Genomic DNA, 14,402 nt, shown 5'->3' on the forward strand with positions numbered 1-14,402 from the left:
AAACCGGGTTTCTCCAAGAAACCCGGTTTCTAAGGGCGCGGCTGTTTTACGTTCATTTGTTGTTTTCGCTAAAATGATTTGGGGATAGCTATTGATTTTTGGAAAATTTTCTGGTAAACTCGTTTTATAATGGGAATGTTGACTTTAATAATATTTTTGTAAATTTTTCCATTATAAAAATAATACCACCAAAAAAAGCCCTAGCACAAGCCCCAATCCTTATTATTTTAAGATTTTTTTTGTATTATAAACTACAGTTTGCGACGATGAACCATAGTAGGAGTTGCTTGGTCTGTTGGGACTAAAAGCACTTGGCTGATGTTGACATGAGCTGGTCGAGTGACGCAGAAAAAGACCACATCGGCTACATCATCTGGTGTAAGGGGAGTTAGTCCTTGGTAAACTTTTTTAGCTTGTTCCGTATCGCCATGAAATCTGACTTCGCTAAATTCGGTTTCGACTAAACCGGGGTCTACGGAAGTGACTCGTACTGGCGTTCCCAAAAGGTCTTGCTTTAAGCCTTCGGAAATTGCTCGGACTGCTGCCTTAGAACCGCAGTAAACATTACCGCCGGGATAGGTTTGATGACCGGCAATGGAACCGATATTGACCACGTGACCGCTACCACGACTAACCATTCCCGGTAAGATATAGCGAGTGACGTAGAGCAAACCTTTGATATTGGTGTCGATCATTTCTTCCCAATCTTGGAAGTTGCCTTCGTGCAGTTTGCTCAAACCTCGACTCAAACCGGCATTGTTGATCAGAACGTCAACATTAGACCAAGGATCTGGGAGAGATTGTAAGGCAGATTCGACTTGAGAGCGATCGCGCACATCGAGCTGCAACAGATGAACGGAGGAAGAAAACTCTTTGCTGAGGCTATCTGCCATCTGCTCCAAGCGTTCCAAGCGCCGCGCTGCCAAAATTAGTTTAGCACCGCCTTGAGCAAAAAGTTTGGCACAAGATGCGCCAATGCCACTACTTGCGCCAGTGATCAGAACAATTCGTTCTTGAATCGAAACCATCATCAATCAATTTTAGATTTTAGATTTTGGATTTTGGATTTGAGATTTGAGATTTTAAAATCTCAAATCTCAAATCTTCCCTTTTCCCCTAGCCCCTATTTTCTTTTGACTTTTGACTTTTGACTTTTGACTTTTGACTTTTGACTTTTCTAGCCCCTCTTAGAGGGAATTTGTAAGCCCAGAAGATGAACGGTTTTGAGACCCAGATCCTGTTGTGGTGCGATTGACAACTGGTAAACGCTGTGTGAGTATTGTCATCCCATCTGCGCGAATCAAAACTGCTGAAATCCAGTATTTACCTTCGGTAGCTGGTGCGCGACCGACCTTAAAAATACCACCGGCATCGAGTCCTTCTAACTCCACTGGTGTGGCGTTAATATATTTATCAGCCCTGATAGGTTCTTGCAAAGCCGTTCCTACAAGCAAATCATCGCCTAGAGGTTCTTTGACGATCGCATCGAAGTTAAATTCCTGATTTGTGCGAACTTGTTCGGGTAATCTGAAATCAAGTGTGGGTGGCTTTTCGCCGGAGGATAGCTGAGTTCGTTCGCTCAAGATTTCTTGAGTGACAATTTTTTGGCCTTCAAAACGCTGCCGCGATCGAATAGTAGAGTTGAAACTCCAGTCTCTTCCCTGTACAGGCATTGTACCAGTAATTTGAGTTACTGTTTCTGCTACGAACCCATTGCCTTGAGATTGCCAAGATACAAGTTCTGTGCGGTAATTCAGTTGGGGGTAGCGCTGCCAAAGTTGGGTGAGGGTTTTTTCCATACTCTGACGATTTAAGCCATCGGTATGGGTAAAATTTGAACTGTAGAACTGCATTACAGCCGGAACGTTGTGGTTATTGGCGGCGGTATCTATTTGCGCTAAAGTGTTTTTCAGTTCTCCAGGTGCGGTGTCGGGAGTTGCTGCTTGGGCGCTTGGATACCCAGCTGATAACGCTAAAGTTACCAGAAAAGCGGGGGGAAAATGTCGAGAGAAGCCTTTTAGCAAATTCAGAGGGTTACGCATCGGTAATATTTTGAGAGTTGGTGTTTGGGTTGCTGGGGCTGTGGGGCCATTCGGGCTGGGGCATTGTTCCCCACTTTGTTGCTTTCTAGTCCCTAGCCCCGACGCCATCGCCCCTAGAAAACGAATATCGCTTTATTGACTTGATGGTAACTGAGAAACAGAATCTCGATCGACAAGGGTCTTCCCCAGAAGGCTCAAGCAAGAGACTGCCGCGACTGCTAATTGCCGCCAGCGGTACGGGAGGGCATCTATTTCCGGCGATTGCTCTTGCAGAACAATTGCCAGATTACCAAATTGAGTGGCTAGGTGTTCCGAACCGCCTGGAAAAACAGCTGGTTCCCTCCCAGTATCCCCTAAACACGATCGCTTTGTCAGGATTCCAACAACGTTTTGGTTTGGGTACACTGCGAATCTTTGGGCGGTTCGCCGGTGCTATTCTTGCCTGTCGGAAGTTGCTAAAGGAGGGTAAATTTAATGGTGTATTCACCACGGGCGGGTATATTGCGGCACCTGCGATTATTGCAGCGCGATCGCTCGGTTTGCCTGCTATTTTGCACGAATCCAACGCTTTACCAGGTAAAGTGACTCGCTGGTTGAGTCCTTGGTGCAGTATTGTGGCTGTCGGGTTTGAAGTTACGGCCAAATACTTACCAAGGGCTAAGACAATTTATACTGGTACGCCAGTGCGATCGCAATTCCTCCAACCTCAAAAGCTGGATTTGCCGATTCCAGAAAACGTTCCCCTGATTGTAGTGTTTGGTGGTAGTCAGGGTGCGGTTGCCGTCAACAAGATGGTGCGGGAATCTGCGCCTGCCTGGTTTGATGCGGGTGCTTGGATCGTACACCAAACAGGCGATAACGATCCAGATGCTGCCAGTCTTCAACATCCGCAATATATCCAAGTGCCATTTTACGACAATATGGCTGGATTGTTGCAACGAGCTAATTTAGCAATTAGTCGTGCTGGTGCTGGTTCCGTGACAGAATTGACAGTAACGGGAACACCTGCAATCCTGATTCCTTATCCTTTTGCGGCAGAAGATCATCAATTTTTCAATGCTTCCGTGTTTAAAGAAGCGGGTGCGGGATTGGTGTTTCGGCAATCGGAACTAACATCGGAAATATTGTCAGAACAGGTGATAACTTGGCTAAAATCACCGGAAAAGCTGCAAACAATGGCCGATGCAGCTGCTAATTTGGCAGTGATAGATAGCGCTAAAAAATTGGGTAATTTAGTGCGTCAATTACTGGAAAATTGATTAATTAGTCATTAGTCATTAGTCATTGTAAAAACTAATGACTAATGACAAGCTAAAATTGTAGTAACCCTTGCGGATATACTAAAGCTATGACTACTTCGATTTCTACAACTAGCCAAATATCCAGCACTTCTGTGCTAAAATGGGAACCAGCGACTTGGGAGGATTACTTACGTTATCGTGACGATCCTAACCCAGAAATAGTTAGGTTATTTTTTAATGGTGACAGCCTTTTTGTTGACATGGGTAAAGAAGGAATTAATCACGCCAGTGTCGCTCGTCTCTTTGCGATGCTATTTTTTATCTGGTTCAATCGCTTCTCAGATCTGACAGTTAGCGATTTGGGGGGTTGTTTAATTGAGAAGCCGAAAAAGCAAGCAGCTTCGCCAGATTTAGTTTTATATATCGGTGAAGGTGTACCGCAATGGGAAACAGGAAAATCTCGTTATATTGATTTGAATAAATGGCGAGTTCCCGATCTGGTTGGTGAAATTTCTGATACTACCTTGGCAAGCGATCTGGATGAAAAAAAGAAAATTTATGCTGATTTAGAAATACCAGAATATTGGGTAATCGATGTTCTGGGCAAACGGGTCATAGTGTTTCGATTGCAGTCAAATGGAATATATCAGCAGATCTTCCAATCTGTAGCTTTGAATAATTTGCCAATTGCACTATTAGAAGAAACTCTTCACCGCTTAAATGAAGGAACTAATATTAGTGCTGCTAGTTGGTTTGGTCAACAAATTGCCAATTTGAATGTAGAGTAAAAGCTATTGATGATTCATTGTTCCCGGACTTGATATTACTTGTTTTCAGGGCTTCCCAGGAGATCCAGAACAACTTGCACGGCACAAGCTAAAGCTACCAATGCCATCAGCACCAATGGTGATAAATTGACTCCAGCGATGGCGAGAATCAAAATAAAAGCCGCAGCCCCTAAGCGATAAGCGGCTAAAATTTTACGGCGTTGTGTTGTTCCCAAAGTACAAGTTATGAAGTGGATAACCGCCAAGAAAATTAAGCATATTGCCACAGCGCCGCAGAGCAACCATCGCTCGGCAGATGGTAATATTATTTCCGTTTTGCTGGATACAACAATGTATTCCACACCCACACCAGTAGCAGCAATACCAAGAGCGAGGGGTAAATGGGAATAAAGCCAAGTTAGACCGATTTTCATGTTACCAACTTGCATAGCTCGAAGAGGGGAGCCATCAACGCTATCGAAATAGATCCACCATAGGCTAAAAGCGATACTCATACCCAGCAAAGCAACCAGCGCAGATGCGATACCCCATTGCAACTGGGCGACTCCTTTCACCACAGACATGACGGCCTCACCCAAGACGATAATAGTAAATAGCCCCACTCTCTCCGGTATGTGTGAAAAGCTCGGCGGTATCTTGGCAACCAATTTTCCGGCGGTGAGAGGTGTGCCGAAGTCTATAATTAGCGCCAACACCCAAAGTGCAAACTGCCAAGGAACTGGCACGAAGACTGACACAAACCAGATGGCAGCAGCAATGCTAAAGCCTCGGATGTACCAATTTGTCAAGGCACGCGCTGCCACTACATAGTATCCAGCGATGAGATACTGGAGAATCAAAATAGCTCTCACAGTTACATAAGAAAGGGCGAAGTCATCTGAACTTTTGCCTAAGCCATCATGTACGTTGACTGCGAGGACTGCGATCGCTACCATTTGGAGTAGTGTCAGCAGTCGGTGTCCTAAGTCGTCGGTGTCGAACCGGGTGGCGTAAAAAGTTGCCCCAACCCAAGACCACCAAATTGGCACAAACAGCAGCACGTAGCCTAAGAAGCCAGTCAGCGAGAGATGCCCGTGTAGATTATGAGCTACTTCTGCGATCGCTGCCACAAACACTAAATCATAAAATAGTTCCAGCCAAGTAGCGCGTCGTTCTTCTTCATTTTCTCCAGCAGTACGCAGACGGGGAGGCTGCCACAAACCTTTTGTCATAAGAGGATTTCCTTTAGCGTTTCCGGTTCACAGCACAGGAAGCTCAATGATAAATTCAGATCCCTGTCCTAGTGCTGAAATACAAGAAAGTTTACCACAATGTTTTTCTACTACAACGGAATAGCTAATACTCAACCCCAACCCGGTACCTTTGCCGACTGGCTTTGTAGTAAAGAAGGGAGCAAATAATTTTGTGCGGGTTTCTTCTGTCATCCCTGGCCCATTGTCGGCAATAGAAATAATTACTTTCTCTTCTTTTATTGCTGCGGTCTTAATCCGAATACTAGGCAATTGCTCTAAATTCTTCCGATTATCCACTATCGAATACCTGCTATCATCTTCAAAGACATCAATAGCATTAGCTAGGATATTCATAAATACCTGATTCAGTTGTCCGGCATAACAATTAACTAACGGCAAAGAGGCATACTCTTTAATTACTTGTATTGCCGGACGTTCTGGTTTAGCCTTGAGGCGATGTTGCAAAATCATCAGAGTGCTGTCTATCCCTGCATGAATATCGGTAGGTTGTTTGGCATTTACATCGGTACGGGAAAAGTTGCGTAATGACTGCATAATATCGCGGATGCGGTCAATCCCCATTTGCATGGAAGAAAGAATTTTTGGCAAGTCTTCCAGCACATATTCCAAATCGATCTCATCAGTTTTTTCGGTAATATCGTCTGTAGGATTGGGATAGTAATACTTATAAAGATTTAAGAGTTCTATCATGTTTTGCACGTACTCTGAGGCGTGATGCAAGTTGCCTGAGATAAAGCTGACGGGATTATTAACCTCATGAGCGACTCCCGCTACCAATTGCCCTAAACTCGATATTTTTTCTGTCTGGATTAGTTGTGCTTGAGTTTGTTGCAGTTTGTTTAGGCTGGACTCTAGTTCTTCTGCTTTCGATCGCTCCCGTGCTGACACTTCCTCCAATTGAGCATTTTTGAGTTCTAACTCTTGCGAATAATCTTGCAATTCCTCGTATAAATTAGCATTATCTAGGGAGATCGCAGCTTGCGAAGCTAAAAACGTCAAAACTTCGACTCGCTCCTGGATAAAAGCTCCCATAACCAGGTTATTTTCCAAATAAAGGATGCCATTTAGGGAGCCTTGACTTTTTAGGGGCAAACATAAAATTGATTTAGGTTTGGTGCGGATGATATAAGGATCTGCGGTAAAAATTCCCTCGATTGTTCCATTATTTAATACCACAGTTTCTTGAGTTTTTTCGATATAGTTAAGCAGTGAAATGGGAAGATCATTATATTCCTCTTTTGTCGCCAACAGTTGCACGACAATATCGGAGTTTTCTACACTTCCCTTAGCTGCTGGTATAAAATTACTTCCTTTTTTCAATAGGAGAATACCTTGCGTTGCACCTGCATTCTCTATTAGAATCTGCATTAACTCAGAAAGCAACCTATCTAGAAATATTTCGCCGGATATAGCTTGGGATGCTTTGAGAACTGTGGCCAGATCTAACATCGCTGAATTGTTACTGGTACTCGTCGTTGTTGAGGTTACTGTCCAAGTTCGAGTTACCTCGGTGCTAGGATTAATTCTGGTAAGCAGTGTGGAGAATAAGCCAGAATATCTTGATTCCAAATCTTTAACTTTTGCTTTAGCTCCCCAGCGAATATAGCCATAGTAAGCTTTAGTGAGATAAGCTTCCGCGATCGTCACTTTGTTGTGAGAGAAATAAAACTCAGCCGCCAATTCATTGGCGAGTGCTTCATCTTGAAGATATCCCTGTTCTTTTGCTCCTTGAATAGCTTTGTCATAATACTCCGATGCTTCCCAATTTTGACCCAAAACTCGCGCTTTTTCAGCTTCTACAAGTTCGTACTTATGCTGAAAATTTGATCTGGCGTGAAAAGCCCACTTTTTTATTTGTTTTTGATGCTCTTTAACTTGGCTTAGGTATTGTTTTTGCTCATTTTCTGTAGCGTTGGGAAACAATGCTAAGAGAGCGAGAGAATAGTAAAAGTTATGGACAGCAACGCACATTCCGCCTACGGCAGAGGCTTGGTAGGTTGCAGCTAACCTAGAATTTTCCATAGATTGAGCGTGATTTTTAAATAAATAACAGAGAAAGGCTTTGCATAGATAAGCAGCAAATAACGAATTATAATTTCTTCGCTCTAGCAAAACAGGCAGCCTTTCATTTTCGTTAAAATAGTTGCCTAATAAATTAGATTTATTGCTCCGCCCATCGATTAATTTATCTATCATTTCTTGGTGCAATTTTAAATAATCTATGTTAAACTCTTGCTTAAGATTAAACAGCATATCTATATACTGTCTGTGATAATCAGCAACAGATTCTAAAGGCTCACCTACAAATAATAAGTGCGTACAATAAGCGCAAGCATTATAGCAAGCAAATTCTATATCTCCAACTTCTAATGCAACTTGAATGGCCTCCAACAAGGGGGCCAGAGTATTTCTAGCCTTTTCTTTCCAATGTCTGAGATTATAGTTAAATAAACAAAGTACTTTCGATTTTAGTTGTTTTGAATCAAATCGATCCAACAAATTCACTGCTAGTTGACCAAATCGATACCCAGAATCAATGTCTCCTAACACCCCATTTAAAATCAAGCCATACTGAGCATACGCAAAAGCGGCATAGGTCGAATTACCATAATCGACACACAAATCGACCATTGTAAGAATCACTAGCGGATACAATGTAGGATTTGTCAAGTAAGCAGGAGAAGCGGCGTTCATTAAGAGCCGCATTGCCGCGATTTTATAAGAATCGATCATTTTGGGAAGAAAATTTAGATTCTCAATTGTTTCACTCCCGTTTTTGTTAATTTTTTGTTGCAACGAGCGGAATAATGTACTCAGTTTGACTTGCTGATTGGGTAATGAAACCCCCAGCATTGTCAGACCATCAATTGCGGTTTGTAGCGCTGACGCAATTTGAGTAGTATAAATATAAAATTTTATTTTTAATTCCAAGGTCTGAATTTGACTGAGTAAATCTTTGCTATATGTATACGCTATATTTAAAAGCTCTTCCGATCGTTTGAAGTTAGTTGTTAAGTATTCTGCTTCTACGGCTTCTAGATGGAGATGAAGAAATAGTTCATAGTGAGTTTGCCAAGCTTGTTCTGGGAGAATTTCTAATCCCAAATTCAAATACTTTACAGCAGCTACATAAGCATTATTATTTTTTGCTTTTTGGCCAGCAATGAGATTCAGTTTTGCTAGTTCATTTTTTTCTGTCTGCTTGGTGATAAATTCCTCGCCGATATTCAATTGGTTGACAATATCGAAAATATTTTCTTCAATTTTATCTTGAGGAGTAGCTTCAAGCAGCAAACGACCAATTTTTAGATGTGTTTGTTTTTTCTGTTCTTCTGGAATGAGAGAATAGGCGGCTTGTTGAACGCGATCGTGCAGGAATTTGTAGGAAATTGGTGATTGGGAATTGGTGATAGGTGATTGGTAATTACCCAGTTGCCAGTCTCCAAGCAAGGGGATTTTATAAGCAGAAGAGAGAGGTAAAACTAAACCCGCCTGAAGTGCATCCCACAAATCTTCTGCGGTGTCTGGCTGAGATTTACAATGGGCTATACTCAGCACTTCCAAATTAAACTGATTTCCGATACAAGCAGCTAACTTTAACACTTGCTGCGTCTCAGGAGGAAGTTTTTGGATATTTCTGGCAACGAGTTCCACCACGCTTAAGTCAGTGATGCCGATCGCTTGAATTTGCCTTATGTTCCACTGCCATACACCTAAGCTAAAATTGAACGTCAGTAGCTTTTCTGCGTGCAGAGTTTGCAGCAGTTGCGTCAAGAAAAAAGGATTGCCACCCGTTTTATGGAAAACTAACTCAGCTAGCGGCTTTGAATAAACATTATCGTTAAGCGTATCGGCTACTAATTGCCTGACGTGCTGTATATCCAAAGGCTGAATGACAATATTATTAACAGTTGCACCAGCCTGTTGAATCTTTTCTATAGTCTGAATTGCGGGATGAGTGGGGCTGACTTCGTTATCTCGGTACGCACCAATCAGCAATAAATATTTGCTATCGGGATTTGTCAACAATAACTCGATCGATTTCAATGAAGCGGAATCAGCCCACTGCAAATCATCCAGGAAAATAACCAGCGGGTGTTCTTTCTGGGTAAATACTTGAATGAACTTTTGAAACACAATGTTTAAGCGATTTTGAGATTCAGTTGGCGACAGGTTTGGCGCGGGAGGCTGTTCGCCAATTATCAGCTTAACTTCGGGAATGACATCAATAATTACAGCGCCATTATTTCCCAATTGCGCTAATATTTTTTCTTTCCAACCTGCTACCTTTTCGTGAGTTTCAGTTAATAGCTGACGTATTAATGACTGGAATGCTTGCAGCAACGCCATATGGGGAATGTTGCGCTTGAATTGGTCAAATTTGCCAGATATGAAATAGCCGCGCTGACGGACAATAGGTTTGTGAACTTCATTAACGACTGAGGTTTTACCGATGCCAGAGTAACCGCTGACTAGGATCATTTCGGTTGCACTTTGACTGACGTGATGAAACGCATCCATCAGCGCAACAACTTCTTTTTCTCTACCGTAGAGTTTTTGGGGTATCAAAAATTGCCCACAATTGTCCAGCTTGCCGGGTGAAAACTCACCAATTTTTCCAGTATTTTCTAACTGCTTAAAACAGATTTCTAAATCTGCTTTAAGTCCAAGGGCGCTTTGATATCTATCTTCAGCAGTTTTCGCCATTAATTTCATTACGATATCGGAAACCGCTGGCGGAATATTTGGATTTAGCCGCGATGGGGGAATTGGTTGAACTGCAATATGACAGTGAACCAATTCCATAGGATCGGTAGAACTAAAAGGCAATTCACCTGTCAGCATTTCATAAAAAGTCACGCCCAAGGAATAAAAATCTGTGCGATAATCAATAGAGCGATTCATTCGCCCAGTTTGTTCTGGGGACATATAGGCAAGAGTGCCTTCCATTTGGTTGGGATTGGCGATCGCAGGATTTTCTCTCATTAAGCGAGAGGAAATGCTAAAATCTGCTAGCTTGACTTGACCTGTTTCGCAATTGATGAGAATATTGGCAGGTTTAATATCTTTATGGATAACCTGGTTTTGGTGCAGTTCGCCAAGGGTATCTGCAAGCTGAATGGCTATTTGCATAAATTCGATTAAATCGGTTAATTTAGACGATAAAAAAGCCTTTTTAATCGATGTTCCGCCAAAATCTTCCAAAATTATAGCTATACCGTGTTTTAAATCTTCTAAGTTATAAGATTTGATAATTCCTTCTATATCCAAATTTCGGGAAATTTTATATTCATGGCGCAAGCGGGTGATTTCTTCCAGGGTAGGATATTGCGCTTTAAGGGCTTTAACGATTACGTAAGTTGAGTCTAAATTTCTTTTGGCGCGATAAATAACGTTCTTCACACCTTCGTGAATTAGTTCGAGGTATTGATATCCTGGAAGCTCTAGCATTGTGACCATTCCCTGACAACTTTTGCCTAACTGAGTAACCTCTGTTTTAACTAATCAACACTTATGATGTCATCATTTGGATACATTTATTAACTGATTCTGCCGAAACCCCTTGCACAGATAGACTTTATCATATCTGTGTCTAAAATATAGCCTTGCGTTTACAGCGGTTTTCTAGTCGGTGTACAACGTTTTGAAGAGTGGGAGACTGTAAGGAAATTGCGAATTTTGAGTCTGCTTTAGGAATCGAATCTAGATTAGTGACGATCGCAATTTATCTAAAAAAGTAGGGTGGGCATTGCCCACCCTACTTTTCACGATGCTACGCTTTAAAAGTCAACACTGGTTTCAGACGCGCCACGACACCAACCATACCTGCTGCAACTTGAACATCAATTACCGGCTGAATTGGCTTATAAGCTGCGGGTGCTTCTTCGATTCTGCGTTCCTCGCGCAGAGTTATGCAATCTACTCCAGTTAAACCCAAAGCATCCTCGCTTTTGTGGGCACCTTCACGGCTGAGATCGAAACGAGAACGTATCCTTCCCGCACCATGAGAAGCAGAAGAAAGAAATGCCGGATTTCCTTTTCCAATTAGCAGGTAAGATGTTGTTCCCATCGAACCTGGAATAATTACTGGTTGTCCGAGATGTGCGGGACAAGCACCTTTACGAGTTACCCAATTATTACCTTCACAAAGAGTAATATTGTGCGGTAAATCGTAAACTAATGGTGCTTCCAAATCTCCGTAAACTTCCCGCAAACGCAAACGCAATAATTCTGCTAATAAAAGACGATTGATAAAACCGTAATTAGCAGCAGTTGCTTCGGCTTGGAGATAGTCGCTGACAAGATTGGGATTGGCTGTGACGGAAAGAGGAAAAAGGCGAGAATCGGGGTATTTGAGATGTTTGGGCCATGCGGCTTGGGCGCGATCGCGCCACATTCCCCCAATATATTTGCCCACATTGCGAGAACCGGAGTGAACCATAAAGGCGAGTTGTCCTTTACGCACACCCCAGGCGAAAGCTGTCGCCTTATCTTCGATTTCTTCAACTACCTGAATTTCGACAAAATGATTGCCTCCCCCGATGGTAGCCAATCCGCCATCGCGCACAATTCCTGAGTCTGGAACGAGTTCTTCTGGTGCCCATTTCCAGTCACCATTCATGGAACCACCTAAGTATACGCGATCGCACTCAGTCGCTAATTGGTCTAAGTTTGATTTAACTATGCTACCTGTAGGCGCATCCAGCATAGCATCCAGCCAACCTGGAATCCCGTACCCGAAAAGGGCGCGGGCGGTTTTGGCAGTCATAGCGACATCGCGAGTACCGAAGAAGTAATCGCCTTTGATTAATTCGACAAAGCGATCGCGTTTTGTGAGAAATTGTTCTAGGGATAAGTCAACGACGTGCGATCGCATTCCGCAGTTGATATCGGAACCGACAGCGGCGGGGATAAGCATCCCTTCTGTTTGCACAATTGAGCCTATAGCAACTCCAGCATCACCGGGATGAAAGTCTGGCGTTGCACAGCATTTGCACACAGAACCGCCTGCGGGATGGCAAATTTGTGCCAGATTCGCCAGCTGCTTGAGTGCTTTCGCTTCTACAGGAAAGTCTTCTGGGAGAAGGATTTCCGCAGTTGGTGCATCGGGAGAATCGTTAAGGCGGACAGAGTAAGTGCGATCGTTGTAGTTGACATCGAGCCCCTGTTTAGCCAAAGCTTGAAGGAGGCGTTTGAGATTTTTCGGCTGCTGCATAAATAGTGTGTTGCGGGTCGGAGGACGACCAACATGAGGTGAAGGGATAGGTGACTTTGGTTCAGCAGCCGCAGTCTAGTGTTTGTATTATAGCTGATAGCGATCGCCCTTACAAGCAGTTTTACGATCGCCTCTATAGGCCCGCTCCTAGTTCAGGTCGAGAAATTAAAAAGGATTATTTCAAAATTTAACCTTGATGGATGACCCTTTACCTAGTACAGTTAAGGTGTAGCCCACAATAGTCAATATTCTTTTTATGAAACTTACTGCTTTACCCAATTTTTAGTTTGATGTCAACTTTAATTACCATAATGAAGGATCTGTATCGCGTGTAATGGCTATAGTCAAATTTGCTAACCCACCTCTTTTAGAAGTTGTCTTGGCAGTCGAATTAGAGGAAACAAATTTTTCCTCAGTTGATTTCGGACTGTATTGGCAAGCGATTCGCGAACGATTTCCATCGCAAGTCGATAGAGCGCCAATTATAGATAATGACATTGACCTTTCGGTGCCGCCTCTCCGTAGAGCTTTGTTCATCTCTTCGGATAGTCAGAAAATGGTGCAAATTCAAGACAATTTCTTCGGTTATAACTGGAGAAACAATAATCAATCCGAATATCCTCATTTTGAAAAAATCTTTGCCGCATTTTTGGAAGAGTGGATCTTTTTACAAGAATGGTGGTCAAAGCTGGGAAAAGACCCTTTCAAACCTTCTAGGTATGAATTGACATATCTTAATGTAATTAATAAGGAAAATTCGGTTTGGAATAACACAGCAGATCACCAAAAGATATTTACCTTCCTTGGTGGCAACTGGGATGGTATTCTTGGAATACCAGAATTTCAAGATATTCAGCTAGTCTTTTCTTTACCTGATAGTGAAGGAGAATTGACAGTTACAGTAGATCAAAGAACCGCAGAAGCTGATGACTCAGATTTTGTATTATTTCGACTAACAGCACAAAGCTTAGATGCTAACAAAGAGTTACCGGACTGGTTTAAGCTTGCACATGAGCATATAGTTAGAGGATTTTTAGAGTTAACTAAAAAAGACGCTCAGCAGAAATGGGGACGTTATGAGAACTAAAACACTAGATATTCCTTGCTTTAGCGATAACCTTAAATCCAAGAAAGTTCCTACTCCATATTTTTTGGATCTAATACATTCGGCGGATTATAAACACGGAAACAGTTTGAAAACACACCATTGCAAAACCGTTGCATTACTTCCAAAAGCAACTTCCCACAAAGAGCCTTTATCCTATTCTTTGTCTCTTATCGAAGAAGCTAAAGAAAAAAACTATGTACCAAAATCAGCGCGAATTTTATCTGAAAATGCTTTAGACCCACTGATTAAAGAATATTTTCTTACAGAACCAAGTCTGAGAGCAAAACGGAGAAAATTAACTGCTCAACATATAAATTCCATTGAATTAGTTTTAGAAGTCCTAGAGTGGAGCAACAAGAGGGGTGTTCAAGAGGCATACGACGGTGCTATTGACTTGCTATCTGAATGCGGTCAGATTCTCCTTAAGGTAGCTAATACTAATGCTCGTGGTAATTTTAGTGATGATAAGGACGTACTGGATCTAGAAGCAAAATGGGAAGTTTTAATTAAAGGCATTGCCTGTGCCTACAAAATCAAACCAGAACAGAGGTTTAATACAATTACCAAATTAATTCCTCAGCAGAACAGACGCTTAGTTAAAGCGGCAATTATAGATGCTTTAACGATACTGCAAAATGAAATTTCTCAGGATAAGATCGAGATTCACTTAGCTTATTTCGCATCTGATAATGAGTCAGATAAATATATCCAAAAATATGCTAAGGAAGCGATGGAATAAGTTTTGCAGTATATT

The 14,402-nt window shown here is 42.2% G+C and carries 10 protein-coding genes; 5 read left to right on the plus strand and 5 right to left on the minus strand.

Annotated elements, in window-relative coordinates; translation table 11 throughout:
* Positions 1-251 precede the first annotated feature (251 nt).
* Together LAY57_RS08650 and LAY57_RS08655 are read right to left on the minus strand one after the other, a co-directional pair.
* Entirely contained in the window at positions 252-1,028 is a 777-nt protein-coding gene (locus LAY57_RS08650; protein WP_249066070.1) for an SDR family oxidoreductase, read from the minus strand.
* A gap of 159 nt (positions 1,029-1,187) precedes the next feature.
* Positions 1,188-2,042 carry a DUF8623 domain-containing protein gene (locus LAY57_RS08655; protein WP_249066006.1) on the minus strand — a complete coding sequence of 285 codons (855 nt, stop codon included), beginning with the start codon at positions 2,040-2,042 and terminating at the stop codon, positions 1,188-1,190.
* Between the two features lie 143 nt (positions 2,043-2,185).
* Between LAY57_RS08655 and murG the strand changes: the two genes are divergently transcribed.
* On the plus strand, positions 2,186-3,301 hold the full coding sequence (gene murG / locus LAY57_RS08660) for an undecaprenyldiphospho-muramoylpentapeptide beta-N-acetylglucosaminyltransferase (RefSeq protein WP_249066007.1): 1,116 nt from the start codon (positions 2,186-2,188) through the stop codon (positions 3,299-3,301).
* Positions 3,302-3,390: 89 nt separating this feature from the next.
* A complete protein-coding gene (locus LAY57_RS08665; RefSeq protein WP_249066008.1) occupies positions 3,391-4,071 on the plus strand; it encodes a Uma2 family endonuclease in 681 nt (226 codons plus the stop codon).
* Between the two features lie 35 nt (positions 4,072-4,106).
* On the opposite strand, the gene LAY57_RS08670 is transcribed toward LAY57_RS08665, so the two are convergent.
* The 3 genes from LAY57_RS08670 to LAY57_RS08680 all read right to left on the minus strand — a co-directional run bounded on the left by LAY57_RS08670 (position 4,107) and on the right by LAY57_RS08680 (position 12,540).
* Positions 4,107-5,282: a low temperature requirement protein A gene (locus tag LAY57_RS08670; protein WP_249066009.1), complete on the minus strand. Its 1,176-nt coding sequence runs from the start codon at positions 5,280-5,282 to the stop codon at positions 4,107-4,109.
* A gap of 27 nt (positions 5,283-5,309) precedes the next feature.
* Positions 5,310-10,775, minus strand: coding sequence for a trifunctional serine/threonine-protein kinase/ATP-binding protein/sensor histidine kinase (locus LAY57_RS08675; protein ID WP_249066010.1), 5,466 nt, complete (start codon positions 10,773-10,775; stop codon positions 5,310-5,312).
* 322 nt (positions 10,776-11,097) lie between these two features.
* On the minus strand, positions 11,098-12,540 hold the full coding sequence (locus LAY57_RS08680; protein ID WP_249066011.1) for an RtcB family protein: 1,443 nt from the start codon (positions 12,538-12,540) through the stop codon (positions 11,098-11,100).
* Between the two features lie 50 nt (positions 12,541-12,590).
* On the opposite strand from LAY57_RS08680, the gene LAY57_RS08685 reads away from it, so the two are divergent.
* From LAY57_RS08685 to LAY57_RS08695, 3 genes are all read left to right on the plus strand, one after another.
* Positions 12,591-12,731, plus strand: a complete 141-nt coding sequence (locus LAY57_RS08685) for a hypothetical protein (RefSeq protein ID WP_249066012.1) — start codon at positions 12,591-12,593, stop codon at positions 12,729-12,731.
* A 143-nt stretch (positions 12,732-12,874) separates the two neighbouring features.
* Positions 12,875-13,627, plus strand: coding sequence for a TIGR04255 family protein (locus LAY57_RS08690; RefSeq protein WP_249066013.1), 753 nt, complete (start codon positions 12,875-12,877; stop codon positions 13,625-13,627).
* Positions 13,617-14,387, plus strand: coding sequence for a hypothetical protein (locus LAY57_RS08695; protein WP_249066014.1), 771 nt, complete (start codon positions 13,617-13,619; stop codon positions 14,385-14,387). Before LAY57_RS08690 ends, LAY57_RS08695 begins: the two co-directional genes overlap by 11 nt.
* The last annotated feature ends 15 nt before the right edge of the window (positions 14,388-14,402 follow it).

Source organism: Argonema antarcticum A004/B2, assembly GCF_023333585.1.
Classification (GTDB): Bacteria; Cyanobacteriota; Cyanobacteriia; order Cyanobacteriales; family Aerosakkonemataceae; genus Argonema; species Argonema antarcticum.

Bases quoted from the DNA above. Each gene is read 5' to 3' on its own strand.
- LAY57_RS08650 (WP_249066070.1), bottom strand. From the start codon at position 1,028: ATGGTTTCGATTCAAGAACGAATTGTTCTGATCACTGGCGCAAGTAGT.
- LAY57_RS08655 (WP_249066006.1), bottom strand. From the start codon at position 2,042: ATGCGTAACCCTCTGAATTTGCTAAAAGGCTTCTCTCGACATTTTCCC.
- murG (WP_249066007.1), top strand. From the start codon at position 2,186: ATGGTAACTGAGAAACAGAATCTCGATCGACAAGGGTCTTCCCCAGAA.
- LAY57_RS08665 (WP_249066008.1), top strand. From the start codon at position 3,391: ATGACTACTTCGATTTCTACAACTAGCCAAATATCCAGCACTTCTGTG.
- LAY57_RS08670 (WP_249066009.1), bottom strand. From the start codon at position 5,282: ATGACAAAAGGTTTGTGGCAGCCTCCCCGTCTGCGTACTGCTGGAGAA.
- LAY57_RS08675 (WP_249066010.1), bottom strand. From the start codon at position 10,775: ATGCTAGAGCTTCCAGGATATCAATACCTCGAACTAATTCACGAAGGT.
- LAY57_RS08680 (WP_249066011.1), bottom strand. From the start codon at position 12,540: ATGCAGCAGCCGAAAAATCTCAAACGCCTCCTTCAAGCTTTGGCTAAA.
- LAY57_RS08690 (WP_249066013.1), top strand. From the start codon at position 12,875: ATGGCTATAGTCAAATTTGCTAACCCACCTCTTTTAGAAGTTGTCTTG.
- LAY57_RS08695 (WP_249066014.1), top strand. From the start codon at position 13,617: ATGAGAACTAAAACACTAGATATTCCTTGCTTTAGCGATAACCTTAAA.